Below are 20746 nucleotides of genomic sequence, written 5' to 3'. Positions count from 1 at the left end.
AAGATCGCCGCACTGAGTTAGGCTATTTACGCTTCTATTGCCGATCCACTCGCAACGTGGCCCGCACGGAAAGCTAAACCAGATCATGAAGCGTTCGCGTTCTCCCCAATTAGCTGCAGGCCCATTCCGGTGCTTCTGCGTTGATGACGCAATCCGCAATTCCCGCTGAGAGATCTGCCCAGATTCGATCCTCGGTAAAGCTCGCCAGCGCACCGCACGCCTGAATGAGTGGCTGCTTTCCCAGCCGCGCGGATATGTCTATCGCGTGACCAACCTGTTCCAACTCCACGAAAGGATCGACATTCGCAGGGTGCAGGACTCGATGTCCCCATATACCAGGCATCACATCAGCTTTAAGTTCGCTTGCGAGCGTAGCGTGCCCCGTCATTTCCATCGCTCGCAAAAACAAATAGCGCATCAGCGGATAATGGACCGTCTGTCGGCTGCCACCAAGAGCTCTGACACCGGGTAAGATGGAAGTGACGAGGAAGGATGTCAGCATGTTGGGCACCAAACGTCTTTCCCGCAGCGCGGAACGCAGGCTGGCGGCACCGAATTCTATCGACAAATCGGACTGGTCATCGCTTAGAAGGGCACCCGAGTGCAGGCGAAGTGGAACAATCCTGCCGCGATCCAGGCCCCAGAAGAGGTCCGACGTTCGCCGGATCCATCCTCGCCAGGGCCCCGTGTTTAAAATGTCCAATTCGGCGAGCAGCCGAGATGCGAATGCACCATCGCCGACATAGCAGCGCGACAGCCAGGAATCCGGATCGTCAAGATGCGAAGCCACGACATCGGCTATATCCATGTCATCGATCTGAAGGAAGTTGATATTCGACGGAAACCACCGATCCCAGATGGCCTGGTTCGCCGCCTTCAAAGCCTCTGCTCCGGACAAAAACGCTTTGCTGGGCAGCAAGCTCTTCAATCGCTCTGCGGATGCATTCGCAGGCGCCTGTCCCCGGCGTCCAGTAAATGCAAACCTGTATGGCCCGCCCGGTGCGCAAACACTGTAGGGCACCATCCTGCTTCGCGAGAGACCGAAGATATTTACCGGTTCCTGTTCCAGGTGCAGCCATCCCGGACCCTTCTTGGCTTTCTCGACGAATTTTACAGTCGAAACTGCATATGAAATATGCCAGTGACGTCCATGTGCTTTGAGCCCCATCAGTCCGAACAAATGTGTGTAAAAAGCGTCTGGTTCGATTGCGAGGAGACAATGTGGCCCCGTCTGGATCACGGGCGCATTGCTGAGCTGCTGCCGTGCAGACAGAGCCTGTTGCGGATCAAAGCCTGCTGTTACGGCTACCTGCTCGACGCAATCCTGAAGAAGTGACATGGCCTGCATACGATCGCGACCAGTATCCCCATAATTGGGTATATCATAGACGAACCGGGCATACTCGGTCAGTGGCAGCGTCCAGAATGGTGTGATTTCAGGCATCAGGTACGAAAGGGTATTTAGCACATCGGACTTGGAACAAAGATTTGGTGCGACCTGCTGAATTTCGGTCCTCATCTGTCAGAGCACGCTTTGCGAGAGGCTAACCGCAGTCGGAATAACCCGTGCATAAACAGGAGAAGTGCTGTTATCAGCATGAACGCACCGTAATGTGCGAAGATCACTGAAGGTAGGATGGAATCGCCAAAAGCTGCGACGATTCCGTAAACTATCAGGCCAAATCCCAGGCAGCTGCACTGGATCACGCCTTTGACCCGCCCGAGATAGGAGGCGGTGACGGCCCGCTGAATTTCGACGTCGATCAGGATTCTGGAGATATTGTAGACCGCACCGAGCGTGGCAATTTGGGCCAGCGCGGGAAAGAACGACGGAACTGCGTAGAAAGCGGACATACCGAGGGCTGACGCAAACAGCGCATACTGAATTGCTCCTTTTACCGGAGCGCGAAAATAAGCGGTCGTGAGAAGAGTGCCAGCGACAACAGATCCGACTGCCCACGCGGCTTCGAGATTTCCGAACTCGATTGACGTACCCTTCATTTCCCGTAAAACGTAGCCTGAGAGCAAGATGTTGATGAGCATTCCGGTCGTGTAGACTTGAGCATAGATGATCGCGAGATTTCTGAGCGCAGTCATTCTCCAGATCCGCGCCGTGCTCTCGGTCGTATATGCAGGCTGCGCCAGGGCTTCCGTGCCGGGCCCTTCCGAGGCTGTTCGTACCATTCTCCGCAAGTCCTGCATCAAGAGTGTAGAGACGAGGAAGCAAGCGGCGATCAACCAGAATACATGGCGACCGGAAATCAGGTCGAGGAGGCCACCGGCGGCGAACGCACCAACGAAATTGCCCGCCTGCATGCACACATAGGACCAGGCATTGAAGGATACGAGCTGGCCAGGCGGGCTGATTGATGGCACGATCGACTGGATCGCCGTCATATAGAGACGATCAGCAGCAGAATATGCAATCATTCCTATATAGAGCGCGCTTGAGCTGACGCCTCCTGCCAGTGATATCCCCAGCACGACAACCAGCAGAACTCTCGCCAAGTCGGCAGCGACACAAACCGCTTGTCTGTTCCATCGGTCGGCGATTATACCGGATGGACCACTTACCACGAATTCAGTCATTGTGCCGGTGATCAGGAGAAGGGCAATCGAGCGAACGCTGTTCGTCGTCACCAGCATAATCCAGGCAGTGGTTACAAAGAAGGCGTTGCGGCCAACACTGAAGAAGAACATGCTTGCAAGGAACGAGCCGCGCGATCGAACTATCATCGAGACGAATATCTTGGTGAGAATAGCGGACGCTTGGGAATTTCCTCGGCGATCGATTTTGCGCATCGCCATGACCAATCCCTGTCAGGCACTGCTACGCCATCGTTGAGCAAGGTGACAGGCAACTTCTCATAGCAGAATTCGGCAGGGATTGCCGGCTTGATCATCGCGATGACAAGATCCTTCAACGACCGCTCCGAGTTGGAGGAAACAATCGTATAGAAATTGCCGCTGTTCCAAGTGATAACCGCGTAACGAAATCTCTGTCTCAGCGCCGCGATAGTCTCCTCAAGTCCAACCTCGCAATTGGCCATGGTTTTCAGGATTTCGCTTTTTTTTGACGCGATCAGTGCCTTGGTGAAAAAGCGAGCCTTGAACCCCTCATCCTTTTGGCGCTCGCGACGATCATATTGCTCGCGGTCAGCGTGCGAGAGTTTCTGGATCTGAATGAACACGCCGTCTTGCCGAATCCTCGGTACCACGAATGCCAGCTGGTTGTCGCGGTCCGGTCCATACATCTGAAACGTCGTGTCTTCGAGCAAGACATCGAACCCTTCCCGGAAGGCTTGAAGATCGGCATTTCTCCGGTAGCATTCCTTCGTCAGCTCGAAGAATGGGCCGTAGTAGAAGTGAGCATTGTTACTTCCACGCTTTGCGTAGAATCTTTCGCGATTGCCGGCTGTCGGGCTACAGCAGAGGGTCTTGAGGCGGCCATCACCGAGTTTCCCCAGCGTCCGCACGAACGTGCCTTCGCCAGCGCCCAGAGTATAAACTGTCGCAGCTCGCCCTTTACGTGCCCAAACTGCGAGGCCGTAGGCAAGGATTGCCGACCCGAGACGACATTCCTCTTCGAGCCGGAACGGTATGCTTGCGAAGTAATGGCTGTCGAAATGCCCCCAAAGCTTGCGATGACTGTCCCAGAACACCAGGCTCTCTATATCGTGCTGAAGGAGGCTTTTGTCTGGAGCAGGTTCCATCAGATCAGGGGCGCCGGTTATACCGCTTGCCGTATTATTGAAGAAGGATGCAAACGCGTTGAGGCGCGGTGCTTTCCGCCATTGTTCGATTGTCTGGGGGTTGACCACTTAACAACTCCTTTGAAGGAAGGAACGGATCGGCGGGGTCCTTCTTAGTATCCTCACAAACGCGACAGCCAAAGCCTTGACGCAAGGGATGACGGACTAGGGATATGCGCTATCGAGCTGGTTCGCTGGGAGCTTTTGATGCCGCAAAAGTTCCACCAAGGTCAATCGCACAAGATTGCCAGACAAAACTATTGGGGCAAGAATTGGAGGCCTTCAACGGGCACTGTAACGTTAACTCTGGCGCCAACCTGAGAGAGGACGTGGTGGTCTCTCGCGCCTCTCTTTATCATCGCTATTCTTTTTGTGCCGGGATGACCGCAGACGCAGAGTGGCTGTATTTCCGCTTCCTGATCAGCTTTGGCATTGCTAAAGACAGGCTCGCTGATCGCGGCGTCCTTGTTACCCATAAGACGTTGGGTGAAGGGCGGAGGATAAGCCAACAAAATCGCCATCTAACCCCACGTCCGTGTGACAAAAGGCAACTTTCATGGCACGTCCGCCACCGCCTGGCCCAATCGCCCCCTCCTGCGTACCATATCCAGCGGATTGCGCTGACTCTGGCTTCAATAGCGGCAACTTCTGGACCGATCAAGGGTCCGATAAGGGCGTTAGAAGACAGTCTGTTCTCGTCGTAAAGTTCCGGGAAGCTGCCTTTACTGCCTGCGGACGCCATAGTTTGATTGCCATCCGATATATTTTACTATCGCTTGAACATAGCGGAAGTAACAACTTCTGCCGATCTCGGATCACTTTGCCCGCGGTTAGCGGGAAAGATGAAGACGGCGGTTAAAAGCAAAGCCAGCAGGTTTATGCTACCCTCGTTTATCGTTCTTGATCAGCCATCACAGGTTTACTTCCCGTCGGTCGCGGGTGCGAGAGACAAAGAGGACTGGCAAGAGGTGAAGCGCATCTACCGTTGGCTGTTCAAAGTGGCGGCCGACATGGAAGGCGGTATTCAGATCATCGTCACTGACCACGCAAGGTTCGAAGACGACAAGGAATTTATGCGGCACCTGAGGCATGATTGGTGGAATGACGAGACGCTGGTTCCTATCGATTGGCCGAACGGCTGATCGGTAAGGACGCGTTCGCGGGTGATGTCACCGGCAGCATCATGAGCGATCGAAGTTCGTCGCCGCCAGCCGAACGCTCCCTAGATGACACCTGACACCCGAAACCTCCCCCTCCCCGTCATCTCGCGCAGACCGAGCTCCAGAACGATCCGCTGCGCTGCCTGCGGCGTGACGCCCAGTGTCTTGACCACCATCTCGGCAGACACGAGCGGCTTGGCCATGACGAGCTCGACAGCTCCGGCAGTTTTGACGCCGTTCGCCGCCCCTAAATTTTTCGCTCGAACAGAGTGCGCGCAAGCGTTAGCTGGTCGTATTCCTTCATGTCGATCTCGGCGGCCGCCAAAAACCATAGGCGATGGCCAGCAGCCGCTTCTCCCGATCGCGACTGCGGCGCCGATCGACGGGGATGGTCTTCAGGCCGAGATTGATCGCCAGCAGAAGCACGCCGGTGGTGATGCCGACCTGGCGCGGGATCGAGGCAGCCAGGAGGCGCCAGAGCCAAAGGACGTGCTGAAGGACGGAAAGCTCGCTCCAGGCATCGAGGGCGACGATCGCCTGCAGAACAGTCGGAAGGTTGTCGGCTAGGCGCAGCTCAGCCGGGCGATGGCCAGCACCACTGCATCCAGCCTCGCAAAGCCATCGTTCTCGCCCTCGGCGTTCTGTGCACCGGACGAGTGGTTGTCATTCGCGGGCCGCCCTCTGCCCGGTCCCTTCCTGCCATCTTCCTCCATACCGCTCCCTCTTCGTGCGATGGAAACAGGTATGAAACGATGGGCTTTCCGCTGCGCCAAACGATCAATAACGCCGTGCGGCTATAGAGTGCATTCGGCTTCCCCTCCCAGCAGCGATTCCAGCAGCGCATGGCGCGGAGAGACAAAGGGATTCGCGACCGTTACCCCGCCCCATGTGAAACCATCTTGCAGGTCTTCAGACAGAAGCAACCGGCACCCGGATTGCGAAGCGACGGAGAGAACGACCGCATTCCAGATGCTGAACTGATGATCAGTGGCAAGATCGCCGGCGGCCTGCATCATCTCTGGCGCGGTCTCGATCACCGAAAAGCTATCCTGCCAAGCCAGAAGCGCCTCACGAGCCTCTGCCCGCGACCTCCCGGCCTTGCGCGTAAGAACGTTGAACAGTTCCCCAAGTACCTGAACCGGGATTACGACCGCCTCTTGGGGCAGGCCACGCATCAATTCGAGGGCAATATCCCGCTTTGCGGCATCGTTGACGCCCTCAGCAAAGGCAAGGATATTGGAGTCGAGCGCGATTTTCACCGCTCGTCCTCGTAAAGCTCGTCGCGTGTCCAGCGCCCGGCGCTGACAACAGGCTGGCGTTCGAGGCGCGATAGCAGCGCCGCCCGCGCACCGGACACAACGCTTTCGCGTTTGTCGGCAGGAACGATGCGCGCAACGGGACGACCGTGGCTGGTCACGACATAGCTGTTCCCGTCCCGCACCCCGCGCAGAATGAGAGAGAATTTGCGATTGGCATCTGCTGCTGAAACGGCTTCTTCCATGTCAACACCCATATAGTAGTTATATTGCCTACTATAGTGATAGATGTCGCGTTTAGCGAGGTAGTCAGAAGCTTGTTGGTTTCCACGCAGAACTGAGCTGGTTAGGCAGATAATTTCCATTGAGAACTGAGCCATGTGAACCTTCCCCCAACGCGGAGAGCAACGGGGGCAACGGAGTGATCCACATGGGACTTTCAAACATCATCCGTCGGAGGGCGCTGCGAGAGAAGCAGTCGATCCGTGCGATCAGCCGACCCACCGGGCTGTCGCGCAACACGATCGCAAACTATTTCAACCCAGGTACAATCGAGCCGACGTTCACGGTACCGGAACGATCAAGCAAGCTTGATCCCTTTTCCCGACAAACTGGCGGCCTGGCTGAAGACAGAGGCCGGAAAGTCGCGCAAGCAGCGCCGGACCTTGAAGCAGCTTCATGCCGAGCTGGTGACTCTCGGTTTTACGGGCTGGTACAATCGGGTGGCCGCCTTCGCCCGCAAGTGGCGAGCCGATCGGCTACGTGAGCAGCAGACGACGGGCCGTGGCGTATTCGTTCCGCTGTCTTTCCGACCTGGTAAGGCCTTCCAGTTCGATTGGAGTGAGGACTACGCCGTGATCGGCGGCGTGCCTGGTCGTGGGATTTACGATAACATGAAGACAGCGGTCGATCGTGTAGGCCGCGGCAAGGAGCGACAGGTCAACATGCGCTTCCTCGCGATAACGAACCATTACGTCTTTGCACCTGAGTTCTGCAATCCAGCGGCCGGCTGGGAATAGGGTCAGGTCGAGAAGAACGTCCAGGATGCCCGACCACGCTTGTGGCAACAGATGCCAGACTTTCCAAATCTGATGGCATTGAATGACTGGCTGGAGCAACATTGCCAGGAGCTGTGGCGGGACACGACCCATGGCACCTCGCCCGGTTATATCGCGAGAAGCCCGCCCGGCAGCTCTACCGTTATTTTGTCAATCGGAATGGAAGATTCCATGCCGAAAGACATCTTGGCGCCAGTCTAGACCGACGGGCCAAACCCCGTCTTTATCGGCACTTGGAATGAAACAAGCCTCATGGCCGGTCTCGTCTATACGTGCTCCACTTGCAGCCACGAAGGCCTCGGCTCGAACGATGGGGTCAAACTTTGCCCGATCGGGAAGATCGAAGGTAATTAGGTCATACCCTTCGACTTGCGCAGCATTGAATACCCAGCTCGCTCTCGCAATCGTGCGCTGATGTGGTTCATCAGCATCCTTCTCAGCTTCACCAATTTCGATTGTCTTGTAGAAGACGATCAGTGAAGCCTTTTCGCCTTTGCGAACGCTATGACCCTGAGCGTGCCACTGACGATATGTGCCCCAGATGTTGAAGGGAAACTCGTGGGCGAGGGCCGCGACCCACAACGAGTTGATGTTGACGCCGTTGTACGCATTCTTGCTGGCGACGTTTATGGGCTTGCCGAAGCCACCGGCCTTGTCGGTGATCTAGGGTAGCTGGAATTCACCTGCGGTTTCGAGTGCACGATGCAGTTTGCAATCTTCTGATGGACATCGAACTGTTTGAGGATTGAGACATGGTTTCTCTCGTTGGCGGTTTGAAGCCGCGACCATCGCGGCCTGATGGCGTCCCGAGAGACAGGCCAGCGCAGCGCTGGCACCCTGTAGGGGTGGGCAACGCGGGTGCCTGTTCACCATTAAGACCGCCGGCCCTCGGCTTACGCGCTCCCGTGCGCTCGCCTGGGCGGCATTGCTGCGCGACGAGTTCCTAACCATCGATCTGTTGCCCTTCGTGAAGAGTACGAGCGAGCGGCTGGACGATCTGGCAGCAGCGCGCGAAATCGTTTGGACCTCCAACGATACTCTCGGCGGTACGCCGGTCATTCGTGGCACTCGTGTTCCTGTCTACGATGTCTCAGCGACAGTCGCGGCCGGTCGCCCGATCGAGCGCATCCTTGACGCCTGGCCCAGCCTCGACGCCGAGAAGGTTCGCCTTGCCGCGATCTACGCGGAAGCAAACCCGCTCCGTGGTCGGCCCCGCGTATCCGGAGATTTTCCGGAAGGCTCGACCATCGTCACCGACCGCCGCGTACCTCGCCGTAGGAAGGCGGGATGAAGTTTCTAATCGACGAATGTCTCAGCCCAGCGCTTGCGAAGATCGCAATCGACAAAGACCACGGCGAAACCAGCCATATCGTTTGGCTAGGGCTCGCCGGGTAAAAGACTGGGAGTTGACGCCGATCATCCTGGACGGCGACTGGACCTTCGTCACCAAGAACTCGGTCGACTTCCGGGGACCAAGGGACAAGCCCGGAACGAAGGGCAGTATGCCGATGTCGCGATCCATGGCAGCCTGATCTGCCTCAGCGGTCCGCCCGGCATGGATCTCGATATGCAGATCGAACTCTTCCAGCAGGCTCTGGTCGAACTCGACGCCGACCCTGATCTGGTGAACCAGATGTGTCAATCGGAGCGGAATATTCACCGCCTTTACCTATCCAATATTGACCCCCCGATTACAGATTGGCACTTGGCCTGCCCGACGCTGGCCGGGGTTGCAAAGGGTAGGCCAAGTGCGGGTGATTAGCTCTTTCGGCTTCAGCTTTGAGAGCGGTTTTTAAAGCGCCATGAATCATTGCCTGTCTCTACGATTTCGCAATGGTGCGTCAGCCGTCATTTTATTCTCCCCTCTCCAAATTGCCGCGCAGCGGATTTATGATCTGGAGCCCCATGAAGTCTTTTTCGTTGTCCGTTACGACAACGCAGTCATTTGCGCCTGCGACCGCCGCAATGATCATGTCGAGGCCACTGCGGGGGCGGCCAGCCATTTTGCCCTCCGCCATGAGTCGCGCCCAGAGCAGACCGGCCTTATCGTCGAAGGACAGGATACGACCGGCAAACAGTGCCTGCGGCCCCTCTGGCCCCGCGAACCAGGCGTCGAGGCTGTCACGCTTCTTGCCGCGCGGCTTTTCCAGAATGCCGCGCCGGATTTCGGCGATTGTCAGCGAGGCAATAAACAGATTCTCGTCGCGCTGCTCGCCCATCCAGGCCAGCAGCGACTCCGACGGCTTTGGCTTTACGATGTTGCTGATGATGTTGGTGTCGAGAAGATAGCGCGTCACAGATCGACCTTGCGCCCCTCTTCACGGGGGCGGGAAAGGTCGAGTTCTTCGCCGACCAGCGGCGAGCGCCGCAGAGCGGTCAGGATATTTCCTGGCTTTTGCGGCTTGCCGTCGACAGCTGTCTTGACAGCCAAACGGACGCGTTCCGCGTCCGGGCCTTCCTCAGCCAGGCGACGCGCAAGCGTGCGGATCAGTTCGCGGTCGGATTCAAGCACCATGATCTCGAAGCGTGTGAGGCCTCGCTGCGTCAGGCGCGTGCGATAGTTCTGCGTCGCTCTTTTCTGTGCGGCATTGCCCATGGCTATCCTCCGTGCTATGTCTGGATATATAGTCCAGATTTGTATTGCCGACAAGTGAGGACAGGATGACAGGGCGAGTTCACGACGGTCTCTGCAGGCCAGAGCAACGTCAGTGTTTTCCGTCTTCTATGACGCGCTTCCCTACGCCAGATTTCGCCTGCACCGACGTCAGCGCGCCTGATATCGCCGAATACTCACCACTGATTACAGTTGCTTATACTTCGGTTCACGCCAATCTTGAAGCCGATCTACTTGCAATTGGCTTCGAACGGCGCAACGATGAATTCTGGCAACCGCCCAAAGCAAAGGGGTACGCTTCGGCTCAACGATCCGGACCCGCGTCTGCCGCGTTCATGCCGAAAAACAGGGCTGGCAGGTCGTTGAGGAATACACCGATCACGCGATCTCCGGCGCCTCTCTCCTCCGTCCCGGTATCCAGGCCCTGATTTCCGACGCGACCCGTGGCCGTTTCCGCTATGTCTTGGCCGAAGCCATGGACCGCCTTTCACGCGATCAGGAGGATATCGCCGGTCTGTTCAAGCGCATGGCGTATTCAGATGTAAAGATCGTCACCCTCTCGGAGGGCGAGGTCACACATCTGCATGTTGGCCTCAAGGGTACGATGAACGCCTTATTTCTCAAGGACCTGGCCGACAAGACGCGCCGCGGACAGCGTGGCAAGGTGGAATTGGGCAAGTCGGGAGGCGGAAACGGTGAGCCGGTCCCTGGGGACCGGACCATCAACGAGTTTAAGGCTGATGTGATCCGCCGGATCTTCCGCGACTATGCCGCAGGAAAATCGGCCAAGCGGATTGCCTTCGAGCTGAACAAGGAGACCATCCCCGCGCCGGGCGGCGGCGATTGCGCTTCAGCACGATCAGGTTGCTGCATCGCGCTAACATGAAACCCGGGCGAGTCGGACTCATGGCCGTGCTTGTTGCATGCTGAAGTCACTGAAAATTCCGACTCTTCACTTTAATCGTATCCAAATGAAGATCCCTGACAAACATGTCGCGGGCGTTGACGACTGGCTTTTCCCGCTCGCGTGAATCTGGACCGCCACCGTGAGCAAACTCATCACCCCTGCCCGTCGGTAGCCTGAAACTTGTATCGCGGTCTGCAAGACCTGACAGATCGCTGGTGAGATCAAAAAGCTGTTGCGCAACCAGATGCACCACCTCCCCTTCGCGCTGTATCTTACCGTGGATGGCCATCAACGATGAGCCCAGCACAATACGGCGACGCTTCTCGAACAGCTTCGGCCAGACAACGATATTTGCGGGACCTGTCTCGTCCTCTATGGTGATAAACATGACACCTTTCGCAGAACCCGGCTTTTGGCGAACAAGGACCAGGCCGGCGGTAAAGACCCATCTGCCATCGCGCGCCGTCATAGCATCGCTGCAGGTGATGATATTCCTGTCCTGAAGATCCTTGCGCAGGAAGGCCACCGGATGCTGCCGCAGTGTCAGGCCGGTATGGCCATAGTCCTCGATGACATTGTGGCCTTCGGTCATTTGCCTGAGAGCAACTTCCGGCTCCTTCTGTTCAGCAATCGCCACCATTTGGCGCTCAGCTGCGGCTGCAAACAGCGGCAGAGGTTCATCGCGTAGTGCTTTGATGGCCCAGAGCGCATCGCGCCGTTCCAATTCCAATGATGGACGATAAGCATCGGCCTTCGCAAGCTGGACCAGAGCTTCGGTCGGAACACCTGATCTGCGCCACATATCGTCGATGGAGACGAAAAACGTATCCATCCTGGCCGAAACAATGCGTGCTGCATCAGCGCTTGCCAACCCTTTCACTTGACGGAAGCCGAGGCGCACCGCATGGCGATCGGTGATGCCAATGCGCTCAAGCGTGCAATCCCAACGAGACCTGTTCACGCAGACCGGCCGGATCTCAACAGTGTGAGCGCGCGCATCGCCAACGATCTGGGCGGGGGCATAAAAACCCATGGGCTGCGAATTGAGCAATGCGGCACAGAAGGCTTCGGGATAATGGCATTTGATAAAGCTCGATGCATAGGCGATCAGTGCAAAAGAAGCGGCATGGCTTTCTGGAAAACCGTAAGAGCCGAAGCCTTCCAATTGACTAAATGTTTTTTCCGCGAATTCCGGCGTGTAACCGTTCTTCACCATTCCCGCCACCAGCTTGTCCTTGAACTTGCTGACACCACCTGTGAATTTAAACGTCGCCATGCTTTTTCTCAGCTGATCGGCCTCGCCGCCGGTAAAGCCAGCGCAGACCATCGCCACCCGCATGGCGCTTTCCTGAAACAGCGGCACACCCAGGGTCTTCCCAAGAACAGCCTCCAGTTCGGGCGTCGGATATTCGACTGGCTCCTTTCCCTCACGTCTGCGCAGATAGGGATGCACCATGTCGCCCTGGATCGGTCCCGGCCGGACAATCGCTACCTGTACTACAAGATCGTAGAAGGTCCGGGGTTTGAGGCGCGGCAGCATCGCCATTTGAGCACGGGATTCAATTTGGAAGGTGCCCAGCGTGTCAGCTTTCCGGATCATGGCGTAGGTAGCAGCATCCTCTTGCTCGATCTTTGACAAATCGAGATCAAGATCCTTGTGTTCGCGGATGAGATCGAACGCCTTTGCCATGCAGGTCAGCATACCGAGAGCCAAAATATCGACCTTCATAAACTTCAGAGCTTCGACATCATCCTTGTCCCACTCGATGATCTGGCGATCTTTCATCGTGGCAGGCTCAATGGGCACCAAATCGTCGAGCCGGTCATGGGTCAGGACAAAGCCTCCGGGATGCTGACCAAGATGACGCGGAGCACCTATCAGTTGCTGTGCAAGTTTCAACGTCAGGACCAGGCGGCGATCATTGGGATTGAGATTGAGCTCACGCACGTTGCGGTCACTGACTTCTTCCGACCATGACCACATGCCCGATGACAATGCCTTGATCACGTCCTCCGGGAGACCAAGTGCTTTACCGACATCGCGGATGGCGCCTTTTGCCCTGTATCGGGTGACGGTAGCGCATAGCGCTGCCTTTTCTCGCGTATAGGTCTTGTAGATCCATTGGATGACCTCCTCGCGCCGCTCGTGCTCGAAATCAACATCAATATCCGGAGGCTCGTCGCGCTCCTGGCTGACGAAGCGCTCGAACAACAGGTCATTGGTCGATGGGTCAATCGAGGTGACGCCGAGAATGTAGCAGACCGCACTGTTCGCGGCCGATCCACGGCCCTGACACAGGATGCCTTGGCTTCGTGCAAACCGCACGATGGAAAATACCGTCAGAAAATAAGGGGCGTATTTCATGATGCGGATGAGGTTGAGCTCGTGTCGTACCGTTTTCAGCACCTCGGGCGGTAGGCCTTCCGGATATCGTTCGGGCACGCATTGCCACACGTAATGTTCAAGCGACGCCTGGGCGTCCTTGCCCGGCACAATCGCTTCCTCGGGATATTGGTAGGTCAGTTCCTCAAGCGAGAACTTGCATCTGCTAACGATCTCCATTGTTCGTGCCAAGGCGTCGCGATAGCGCGGAAACAGTCGCTCCATCTCCTCCGGCGGTTTCAAATATCGATCGGCATGTCTCTCACGCTCGAAGCCCACATCGTCAATGGTTGTGTTATTGCGGATGCAAGTGACGATATCCTGCAACTGTCGCCGGCCCGGTTCGTGGAACAGCACATCATTCGTGACAACAGTCTTCACCCTGAAACGCACCGCGAGATTTGAGATTTCATGCAGCCGCATCTGGTCATTGGGACGTCGCCGCAAACACAATGAAACATATGCGCGATCACCAAAGACCTCTGCCATCTTCCGCAGGCGCACCGCGCAGATATCGTCCGCAAGATCGGGCACGAGAATGCCGATCATTTCATCGGAATAGGCAATGACATCGTCCCAGGAAAGGATGCAGTTATTCTTGCCGCCTCTGGACTTGCCAAGCGTGATTAGCCGGGTGAGCCGGGAATATGCTGCTCGACTTGTCGGATAGACGAGTATGGACATGCCGTCAGCAAGGTCGAGCCGACAGCCGACGACCAGCCGCAAGCCGGTAGCGCGCGACGCTTCCAGCGCCCGGACAATCCCCGCCAGACTGTTGCGATCAACAACACCAATGGCATCGATGCCCAGGATTTTGGCGGTATCGAACAGTTCCTGCGCCGATGATGCGCCGCGCAGGAAGGAAAAATGCGTTGTGACCTGAAGCTCGGCATATCTCATGCGAATATCCCGTGCATGAACCAACGGTGGCTTCCGGTTTCGGGATCGACGCCATCACCGGACCGAAACACCCATAGGCGCTCGCCTCTGTCATCCTCGACAACAAAGTAATCCCGCACAGCGTCCATTTCGCTATCGCGTTGCCACCATTCGCCAAATATCCGTTCCGGTCCATCGGCCCGTTTCACCTTACGACGCTTGCCGCGCCAAGTGATGGAAACAGGCGGATGGTCAGGCATGAGCGCAATGACCTCGATCACCTCCGGTCGAACGAGCAATCTCACTGGCCTGCGCCAGTGATGAACCCACGATACCCCGACCGGCTCAGCGGCGGCATTGATCCGCCCGACAGATCGTTCGGGAACGTCCGAGGCAACCGGGGCAACACGAAAAACTCTGTGGCCGCGGTTTCCATAGATGTCTATCAGCGGCGAAACGTCAGTGACATCTTCCTCTACAAAGGAAGACGAGGACTGCACCTCCTCAAGCGGCTCAGACATCACAGCGACCAACGTCAGCTTCTCAATTCCGAAACCGGGTTCGATCTTTTCTGTCCGATCACGAAACAGCTTTGTCAGCCATGCTACATCACGAGCCGGTTTGACAGTGCCTGCCCGAATGGCCTGACGGGTGCCGTCGACCTTGTCGACAATCAGGTCCGCCCGACGCACACCAAGGCCCTGTTTCTGAAGCCCGTCAATAAGCTGGATGACCAAACGGCCAACATATTTATTGATGGTCTCAGCAGCACCGATCGGCTCTGGAAACGATCGGCTCACTTCAATCAGGTCCGCTGTACGAATGGGCTCAATCGGTTCGGAAAGGCGGCCGAACATCTGGTCAAGCCGACGGCCGATTTCCGGACCGAAGCGCAGTGTCAGTGGTGCGCGAGGGGTATTCGCCAATTCACCTATGGTTCGGAAACCAAGCGTGCGCAAATCACCGATTATCTTCTCTGGCAGACGCAGCTGCGAAATCGGCAATTGTTCGACGGCGCGCACCGTTTCGCCAATCGGTACGATAACGGTCTCGCGATGAATGGCACGGGCGCAAGCATGTGCAGCTCCCCAGGTATCGGCAACGGACACCCTTGCGGTTAGCTGTTTCGCACGAAACTGGTTGGCGATCTTTGTGACCATGGGCAATTCACCACCCTGCAGATGGTCAGCACCTTCCGTATCCATAACGATGCCATCGGCACCATCCACAGCGACTATCGGAGAATACTGAGTCAACGCCCAGAGGGTGATCCGCTCAAGTGCCGCCGCATCGAAACCGGGATTTGAATCAACCATCATCAGACCACCAAACAGTGCCTGCGCTTTCGCAGCCGGCATCCCGACATGCACGCCCACTTTTTTTGCAGCAGCATCTGCGGCAGACACCCATCGTTTCGAACCACTCTTCGCTATCACAGCGATAGCCTGTTCAGGCGGAATGGACGGATTGGCCCGACGAATGCGATCTGTCGGCAGATTGGGTAGATATATCGAGACAACCCTTGTCATCAGACGCCCTCACGAGAAACTCAGCACATTCACCCGCTTTCACGCGCATCAGTTCCAGGAGCCATCGCGGCCGTCCTACACCCGGAACTGGCAAATCATCCGATGGCATCACGCTCACCCGCCACCTTGTTGTCGACGCAGTCGGTTGCCCGAAATCACCAGCTTCCGTTTGCCGCCGCCATCGACGGACCGCCAAAGCCATTGTTCCTGACTTCTCGGCCGCAAGCTGCAGCCGCCGCGATGCCACCATCGGCAACCGAACGACTTCACCGACGACCGCGCCAAGACCGCCAAACGACAGCCCCTCCTCCATATTGGCCAAAACATCTTCTTCTTTGTCGGACTCAACAAAGATCACCCGATCAGAATGCAGGCCAACCTGGGCAAGCGCAGGAAAGAAAAGGTCAGGCCGCGTCAGACACCAAACAATGGGTCCCTTTGTTCGCGCCGCGATACCAGCAACACAAAGGGCCGCGGCTGCGCCATCGACCGTACCCGCGCCACCACCGGCAAACTCATGCAGCGCACCATATGCAAGTCCGCCACCGGGTAGGACAGCGTCGATCTCTGGCACGCCAAACGCCAGGCAACCGGCTTTCCGCACATGACCGGTTTCCAACAACGCGATACGCTCACGCAGATCTATGAGAACGCTTTCAAGGGCAGCAGTCATCCGTCACGGCTCCCTTCAAGGTCGTGTTAGCAGGCTGAGATCAGTTTGCATATTTGCATATGTTCTGTTTTTGTTCCAGCTTAACAAAAGAGTCAAGCGGCAAGAAACGCAGGAATATTATCCCAATCCATCGAAATGCGGAGAAACCTCTTGAGAATCAGCCGAGTAGCGATTTCCAAATAATTGCACTCTCTCCCGGCGCTTTTGACCTCATCGGTGGATTACGGGGATGCCGCCGTCGAACGCGCAGAGATGGACCCGGAACATAATCATCTCGATGATCTCCTGAAGTAGGAGCCGCCGTGATATCATTGCCTGAACCAAAGCCCGGCCTTGTCGTGCGTTATGACTACCTCTGGACACATGAAGCGGCGCGCGGTCAGGTTCAAGGCAAGGATCGCCCGGCCCGTCTTGTCGCAGCCAGCGACAACGCCGTGCGTCCTCGCTACGTCGTCCTGCTCCCGATCACCCATACACCACCATCGGGCGATACGGTCAGGATTGAAATTCCGGCAAAGGTGAAGCGGGCGATAGGCCTTAACGACGCACCGAGCTGGGTGATCGTTTCGGAACACAATACCGACGAATGGTCGAATGTAGTCTGTCGCCTTGTTGATTGCCGCTGAGAAGTGACCCGGTTTGGGGTGATATTTCCATTTAGAATTGACCCATGTTTGAACCTTCCCTCGTTTGTTTTTCAGCGAGGGCTATGGAGTGATCGACATGGCATTATTGAGCGTTATCCGACGCTGGCATTACCGGGACGAACTATCGATCCGCGAGATTGCCCGACGAACGGGCTTATCGCGGAACACCATTCGCAAGTACTTGCGTCTCAATGGCGTCGAGCCAAAGTTTCAGGTTCCGGACAGGCCAAGCAAACTCGACCTATTTTCTGACCGATTGACCGCATGGTTAAAGTCTGAAGATCATAAACCGCGCAAACAAAAGCGCGCGGTGAAGCAGATGCACGCTGACCTTGTCGCTCTGGGCTATGAGGGATCATACAGTCGCGTTGCCACCTTTGCCCGCGAGTGGAAGGCCGATCTTCATATGCACAACCAGACATCAGGCCGGGGCACGTTTGTCCCTTTGAGCTTTGATGCTGGAGAAGCATTTCAATTTGACTGGTCGGAAGACTGGGCAATTATCGGCAATGAGCGGACAAAGCTTCAGGTCGCCCGTACCAAGCTTAGTTATTCCAGGGCCTTTATCGTTCGCGCCTATCTCACACAGTCCCACGAGATGTTGTTTGACGCTCACAACCATGCATTCCAAGTGCTTGGTGGTGTTCCACGACGCGGCATTTATGACAATATGCGTACAGCCATCGATAAGGTCGGGCGAGGCAAAGAGCGTGACGTCAATATCCGCTTTCAAGCGATGGCCAGCCACTATCTGTTTGAACCAGACTTCTGCAACCCAGCATCGGGTTGGGAGAAGGGACAGATTGAGAAGAATGTTCAGGATTCTCGGCATCGGTTCTTTCAACCCGTTCCACGATTTGCTTCGCTGGATGAACTGAACGACTGGTTGGAAGAGCGTTGCAAGTTTTTCTGGGCAACCACAACGCATGGTAAAATGCGCGGCAGCATAGCCGATCTTTGGGCTTAAGAAGTCCAGACCCTTATGCCCGTTTCCCGATCTTTTGATGGCTTTGTCGAATATACCAAGCGCGTATCACCGACCTGCCTCGTTCACTTTGATCGTACGCGTTATAGTGTCCCGGCATCCTTTGCCAATCGCCCTGTAAGCCTGCGTGTCTATCCTGATCGTGTCGTGATCGCTGCTGAAGGGCAGATCATTTGCGAGCATTCACGCATCTTCAATCGCTCTCACGAAGCACCAGGTCAAACCGTCTATGATTGGCGGCACTATTTGTCGGTCATTCAGCGAAAGCCCGGCGCATTGCGCAATGGCGCTCCTTTCACGGAGCTGCCTGAAGCGTTTCGCACACTCCAGCTTCATCTGTTGAAGAAGCCGGGCGGCGATAAGGAAATGGTCGATATCCTTTCCCTCGTCTTACAACATGACGAACAGGCTGTTCTCTTGGCGGTCGACATGGCGCTGAAGTCTGGAGTGCCGACAAAAACCCATATCCTCAATTTGCTTCACCGTTTGGTCGACGGCAAATCTCTCATTCCACCCCCGATTAATGCGCCGCAGGCACTGACCCTTAACAATGAACCCAAGGCCAATGTCGAACGCTACGACACCTTGAGAAAGACGGAGGCTCGTCATGCGTCATAATCCAGCGAGTGGTGCAATCGTAATCATGTTACGGCAATTGAAGATGCATGGCATGGCACAAGCAGTTGGTGAGCTCACCGAACAAGGGTCGCCAGCTTTCGAGGCAGCTATTCCAGTTCTGTCACAGCTGCTTAAGGCGGAAACGGCGGAGCGTGAAGTCAGATCAGTTGCTTACCAGCTCAAAACTGCACGCTTTCCAGCCTACCGTGATCTGAACGGCTTTGACTTCGCAAGCAGTGAGATAAACGAGGCATTGGTCCAGCAGCTGCATCGCTAAGACTTTCTCAATGATGCAAACAACATTGTTCTGGTTGGTGGACCCGGAACGGGTAAAACTCATATCGCCACCGCTATTGGTGTCCAGGCGATTGAATACCACCACAAACGTGTCCGGTTCTTCTCAACGGTTGAACTTGTGAATGCACTTGAGCAGGAAAAAGCCCAAGGCAAATCGGGACAGATCGCCAACCGGCTCATTTATTCCGATCTCGTCATTCTTGATGCGCTCGGATATCTGCCATTCAGTGCATCAGGTTGCGCTCTTTTATTCCATCTGCTCAGCAAACTTTACGAGCGCACGAGCGTCATAATCACAACCAATCTTAGCTTCAGTGAATGGGCAAGCGTGTTTGGTGATGCCAAAATGACGACTGCATTGCTCGACAGGCTCACCCATCACTGCCACATCCTGGAAACTGGAAATGACAGCTTCAGGTTCAAAAACAGTTCCGCTCAGGAACCAAAACGAGCAAAGGAATACACGAAACTTGACCGTGAATAAAAACCCGAACATTAATTAAAAGGCGGGTCAATTCTCGGTGGAAAAACCGGGTCACTTCTCAGCGGCAATCAACAGTCTGGCATCCGCGGCAAGAATACCAAGCCGGAGCTGACACTTCGACGTCATCTTCACGCGGCCGGCCTTCGATTTCGTCTCCACGATCCGGATGTAACCGGTCGGCCTGACCTTGTGTTCAAGTCGAGACGGGCAGCCGTGTTTGTCCACGGCTGCTTCTGGCACCGCCACGAGGGCTGCCACTGGTGCACCACACCAGCATCGAATCCCGAGTTCTGGGCCGCAAAGTTCGCACGCAACATCGCCCGGGACCAGGAAGTTCGCAATGCCTTGAACTCATCCGGCTGGCGGGTGGGCACCGTCTGGGAATGCGGCCTGCGCTCCCCCTGGCTCGCGCTGACGCTGGAAGAGGTTACCTGCTGGATCAGGGAAGGAACGGAAAATTTTGAGAGTACTCTAGTGCGGCCACGCTCTATGAATCAGGAGAATCTGGTACATATCCTTGGTACAAAATGAAATTTTACCCAGGATATGTACCAACAATGGCCCCGGAGACATCTCAGCAGGAGCGTCTGCTCACCTTCCTTGCCTCACACCCCATTGCCCGCGCATACGAATTGCGCGCTGCTGGAATAACCCCGTCGACGATATCGAGAGCCGTGGAATCCGGGGAACTGGTCCGGATATCCCGGGGCCTGTATCAGCATGTACTTGGTGACATGGACTCGTCCCAGGCCTTGGCGGAAGCCGCCAAGCTTGCGCCCAGAGGTGTGGTTGCACTGGTATCGGCATTGGCGTTTCATGGACTGACAGACCAGATCCCCCGCGAGATATGGGTGGCTGTAAGTCAAAGGGACTGGGCTGTCGCTCCTGCCGATTCACTTATCAGGATCATTGAATTCCGAGACACCTATATGACCAACGGCATCGAACATCACCGGATTTCCGGTGTATCGGACCCCATATTCTCGGTGACCAAGACGATTGCAGACGTCTTCAGAAGCAAGGTAGTCGACCGATCGGTCGCGATAGAGGCACTTCGGGCGACACTCCAGCAGCGAAAGGCGAGTCCGGCGGCAATAACCGAGACCGCCATGGTGAACGGCGCTTGGAGGAAAATGAAACCCTATCTGGAGGCTCTGACCTCGAATGGCTAGGGAAATCAGAAACAGGGCGGCTTCCATAAAGCAGCAGCTCAGCAACCTTGCCCGTCGTGAAGGGCGGGTTTTCGAAATTGTCATGGTCCGATATGCCCTCGAGCGACTGCTCTTTCGGCTGTCAGCATCCGACAAGGCCGATCGCTTCATACTCAAGGGCGGAATGCTCGTCACGCTCTGGCTGGACGGAGACAACCGCGAAACCCGCGACGTTGATTTCCTTGGATACGGTCAGGCGGACGGAGAGACCCTGAAATCGATCTTCGCAGGCATCATGGCAGTTCAATACGATGACGGGCTCGTCTTCGATGTCGACGGACTAACAGGCGGAG

17 protein-coding genes and 8 pseudogenes are annotated in these 20746 nt (G+C 56.1%); 11 read left to right on the top strand and 14 right to left on the bottom strand.

What is annotated here, in order from left to right; all coding sequences use genetic code 11:
• Window positions 1–109: 109 nt before the first annotated feature.
• Genes ABWV94_RS22920 through ABWV94_RS22910 form a run of 3 tightly spaced genes read right to left on the bottom strand, consistent with a single transcriptional unit; the run spans window position 110 to window position 3821 of the window.
• A complete protein-coding gene (locus ABWV94_RS22920; RefSeq protein ID WP_353415488.1) occupies window positions 110–1519 on the bottom strand; it encodes a hypothetical protein in 1410 nt (469 codons plus the stop codon).
• Window positions 1516–2808: an MFS transporter gene (locus ABWV94_RS22915; protein ID WP_353415487.1), complete on the bottom strand. Its 1293-nt coding sequence runs from the start codon at window positions 2806–2808 to the stop codon at window positions 1516–1518. Before ABWV94_RS22915 ends, ABWV94_RS22920 begins: the two co-directional genes overlap by 4 nt.
• A complete protein-coding gene (locus ABWV94_RS22910; RefSeq protein ID WP_353415486.1) occupies window positions 2733–3821 on the bottom strand; it encodes a class I SAM-dependent methyltransferase in 1089 nt (362 codons plus the stop codon). Before ABWV94_RS22910 ends, ABWV94_RS22915 begins: the two co-directional genes overlap by 76 nt.
• A gap of 104 nt (window positions 3822–3925) precedes the next feature.
• Here ABWV94_RS22910 and ABWV94_RS22905 point away from each other — a divergent pair, with 104 nt between their 5' ends.
• Window positions 3926–4456, top strand: coding sequence for a hypothetical protein (locus tag ABWV94_RS22905; RefSeq protein WP_353415485.1), 531 nt, complete (start codon window positions 3926–3928; stop codon window positions 4454–4456).
• Window positions 4457–4630: 174 nt separating this feature from the next.
• On the top strand, window positions 4631–4894 hold the full coding sequence (locus tag ABWV94_RS22900) for a DUF3732 domain-containing protein (RefSeq protein WP_353415484.1): 264 nt from the start codon (window positions 4631–4633) through the stop codon (window positions 4892–4894).
• A gap of 80 nt (window positions 4895–4974) precedes the next feature.
• Here ABWV94_RS22900 and ABWV94_RS22895 read toward each other — a convergent pair.
• The 3 genes and pseudogenes from ABWV94_RS22895 to ABWV94_RS22885 form a co-directional block, all read right to left on the bottom strand.
• Window positions 4975–5485, bottom strand: a pseudogene (locus ABWV94_RS22895) (DUF1612 domain-containing protein); the annotation flags it as partial.
• 221 nt (window positions 5486–5706) lie between these two features.
• The gene (locus ABWV94_RS22890) at window positions 5707–6171 is read right to left on the bottom strand and encodes a PIN domain-containing protein (RefSeq protein ID WP_353415483.1); all 465 of its coding nucleotides are present in this window, start codon (window positions 6169–6171) and stop codon (window positions 5707–5709) included.
• Window positions 6168–6413 carry a type II toxin-antitoxin system Phd/YefM family antitoxin gene (locus ABWV94_RS22885; protein ID WP_353415498.1) on the bottom strand — a complete coding sequence of 82 codons (246 nt, stop codon included), beginning with the start codon at window positions 6411–6413 and terminating at the stop codon, window positions 6168–6170. The genes ABWV94_RS22890 and ABWV94_RS22885 overlap by 4 nt, the downstream gene beginning before the upstream one ends.
• A 185-nt stretch (window positions 6414–6598) precedes the next feature.
• Between ABWV94_RS22885 and ABWV94_RS22880 the strand changes: the two are divergent.
• Window positions 6599–7343 (top strand): annotated as a pseudogene (locus ABWV94_RS22880) (IS21 family transposase); the annotation flags it as partial.
• 33 nt (window positions 7344–7376) lie between these two features.
• Here the strand turns inward: ABWV94_RS22880 and ABWV94_RS22875 are convergent.
• Window positions 7377–7889: an ArdC-like ssDNA-binding domain-containing protein gene (locus tag ABWV94_RS22875; protein WP_113497681.1), complete on the bottom strand. Its 513-nt coding sequence runs from the start codon at window positions 7887–7889 to the stop codon at window positions 7377–7379.
• A 199-nt stretch (window positions 7890–8088) separates the two neighbouring features.
• On the opposite strand from ABWV94_RS22875, the pseudogene ABWV94_RS22870 reads away from it, so the two are divergent.
• A pseudogene (locus ABWV94_RS22870) lies at window positions 8089–8517 on the top strand (DUF433 domain-containing protein); the annotation flags it as partial.
• A gap of 21 nt (window positions 8518–8538) precedes the next feature.
• Here ABWV94_RS22870 and ABWV94_RS22865 read toward each other — a convergent pair.
• The 4 genes and pseudogenes from ABWV94_RS22865 to ABWV94_RS22850 all read right to left on the bottom strand — a co-directional run bounded on the left by ABWV94_RS22865 (window position 8539) and on the right by ABWV94_RS22850 (window position 9822).
• A complete protein-coding gene (locus ABWV94_RS22865; RefSeq protein WP_353415482.1) occupies window positions 8539–8886 on the bottom strand; it encodes a hypothetical protein in 348 nt (115 codons plus the stop codon).
• A 113-nt stretch (window positions 8887–8999) separates the two neighbouring features.
• Window positions 9000–9074: pseudogene (locus ABWV94_RS22860) on the bottom strand (ATP-binding protein); the annotation flags it as partial.
• A gap of 5 nt (window positions 9075–9079) precedes the next feature.
• Entirely contained in the window at window positions 9080–9523 is a 444-nt protein-coding gene (locus ABWV94_RS22855) for a type II toxin-antitoxin system VapC family toxin (protein ID WP_353415481.1), read from the bottom strand.
• Window positions 9520–9822: a hypothetical protein gene (locus ABWV94_RS22850; RefSeq protein WP_353415480.1), complete on the bottom strand. Its 303-nt coding sequence runs from the start codon at window positions 9820–9822 to the stop codon at window positions 9520–9522. The genes ABWV94_RS22855 and ABWV94_RS22850 overlap by 4 nt, the downstream gene beginning before the upstream one ends.
• Window positions 9823–10159: 337 nt before the next feature.
• Here ABWV94_RS22850 and ABWV94_RS22845 point away from each other — a divergent pair.
• Window positions 10160–10684 (top strand): annotated as a pseudogene (locus ABWV94_RS22845) (recombinase family protein); the annotation flags it as partial.
• Between the two features lie 88 nt (window positions 10685–10772).
• Here ABWV94_RS22845 and ABWV94_RS22840 read toward each other — a convergent pair.
• From ABWV94_RS22840 to ABWV94_RS22830, 3 genes are read right to left on the bottom strand one after another with little or no spacing between them, the layout of a single operon-like run.
• A complete protein-coding gene (locus tag ABWV94_RS22840; protein WP_353415479.1) occupies window positions 10773–14030 on the bottom strand; it encodes an error-prone DNA polymerase in 3258 nt (1085 codons plus the stop codon).
• The gene (locus tag ABWV94_RS22835; RefSeq protein ID WP_353415478.1) at window positions 14027–15538 is read right to left on the bottom strand and encodes a Y-family DNA polymerase; all 1512 of its coding nucleotides are present in this window, start codon (window positions 15536–15538) and stop codon (window positions 14027–14029) included. Before ABWV94_RS22835 ends, ABWV94_RS22840 begins: the two co-directional genes overlap by 4 nt.
• Complete coding sequence (locus ABWV94_RS22830; RefSeq protein ID WP_353415477.1) at window positions 15459–16211, bottom strand: ImuA family protein; 753 nt, start codon at window positions 16209–16211, stop codon at window positions 15459–15461. The genes ABWV94_RS22835 and ABWV94_RS22830 overlap by 80 nt, the downstream gene beginning before the upstream one ends.
• A gap of 302 nt (window positions 16212–16513) precedes the next feature.
• Between ABWV94_RS22830 and ABWV94_RS22825 the strand changes: the two genes are divergently transcribed.
• The 6 genes and pseudogenes from ABWV94_RS22825 to ABWV94_RS23375 all read left to right on the top strand — a co-directional run.
• Window positions 16514–16837 (top strand): hypothetical protein, encoded by a 324-nt coding sequence (locus ABWV94_RS22825; RefSeq protein ID WP_353415476.1) that lies wholly within the window; start codon window positions 16514–16516, stop codon window positions 16835–16837.
• Between the two features lie 97 nt (window positions 16838–16934).
• Window positions 16935–18461 (top strand): annotated as a pseudogene (gene istA, locus ABWV94_RS22820) (IS21 family transposase).
• Window positions 18451–19242: pseudogene (istB, locus tag ABWV94_RS22815) on the top strand (IS21-like element helper ATPase IstB). Before istA ends, istB begins: the two co-directional pseudogenes overlap by 11 nt.
• Window positions 19243–19272: 30 nt before the next feature.
• On the top strand, window positions 19273–19773 hold the full coding sequence (locus ABWV94_RS22810; RefSeq protein ID WP_353415497.1) for a very short patch repair endonuclease: 501 nt from the start codon (window positions 19273–19275) through the stop codon (window positions 19771–19773).
• 26 nt (window positions 19774–19799) lie between these two features.
• Window positions 19800–20414: a type IV toxin-antitoxin system AbiEi family antitoxin domain-containing protein gene (locus tag ABWV94_RS22805; protein WP_353415475.1), complete on the top strand. Its 615-nt coding sequence runs from the start codon at window positions 19800–19802 to the stop codon at window positions 20412–20414.
• Window positions 20407–20727, top strand: a pseudogene (locus ABWV94_RS23375) (nucleotidyl transferase AbiEii/AbiGii toxin family protein); the annotation flags it as partial. The gene ABWV94_RS22805 and the pseudogene ABWV94_RS23375, both read left to right, overlap by 8 nt.
• Between the last annotated feature and the right edge of the window lie 19 nt (window positions 20728–20746).

The sequence above is a fragment of the Brucella sp. NBRC 12953 genome, from assembly GCF_040369775.1.
Lineage (GTDB): Bacteria > Pseudomonadota > Alphaproteobacteria > Rhizobiales > Rhizobiaceae > Brucella > Brucella pseudogrignonensis.
Note: the sequence above shows the minus strand (reverse complement) of the source record. Positions and strands in the feature narration are given on the sequence as shown.

Excerpts from the sequence above, each read along its gene's own strand:
- ABWV94_RS22885 (WP_353415498.1), bottom strand. The coding sequence starts at position 6,413 with ATGGAAGAAGCCGTTTCAGCAGCAGATGCCAATCGCAAATTCTCTCTC.
- ABWV94_RS22915 (WP_353415487.1), bottom strand. The coding sequence starts at position 2,808 with ATGGCGATGCGCAAAATCGATCGCCGAGGAAATTCCCAAGCGTCCGCT.
- ABWV94_RS22900 (WP_353415484.1), top strand. The coding sequence starts at position 4,631 with ATGCTACCCTCGTTTATCGTTCTTGATCAGCCATCACAGGTTTACTTC.
- ABWV94_RS22830 (WP_353415477.1), bottom strand. The coding sequence starts at position 16,211 with ATGACTGCTGCCCTTGAAAGCGTTCTCATAGATCTGCGTGAGCGTATC.
- ABWV94_RS22835 (WP_353415478.1), bottom strand. The coding sequence starts at position 15,538 with ATGACAAGGGTTGTCTCGATATATCTACCCAATCTGCCGACAGATCGC.
- ABWV94_RS22805 (WP_353415475.1), top strand. The coding sequence starts at position 19,800 with ATGGCCCCGGAGACATCTCAGCAGGAGCGTCTGCTCACCTTCCTTGCC.
- ABWV94_RS22920 (WP_353415488.1), bottom strand. The coding sequence starts at position 1,519 with ATGAGGACCGAAATTCAGCAGGTCGCACCAAATCTTTGTTCCAAGTCC.
- ABWV94_RS22850 (WP_353415480.1), bottom strand. The coding sequence starts at position 9,822 with ATGGGCAATGCCGCACAGAAAAGAGCGACGCAGAACTATCGCACGCGC.
- ABWV94_RS22905 (WP_353415485.1), top strand. The coding sequence starts at position 3,926 with ATGCGCTATCGAGCTGGTTCGCTGGGAGCTTTTGATGCCGCAAAAGTT.
- ABWV94_RS22840 (WP_353415479.1), bottom strand. The coding sequence starts at position 14,030 with ATGAGATATGCCGAGCTTCAGGTCACAACGCATTTTTCCTTCCTGCGC.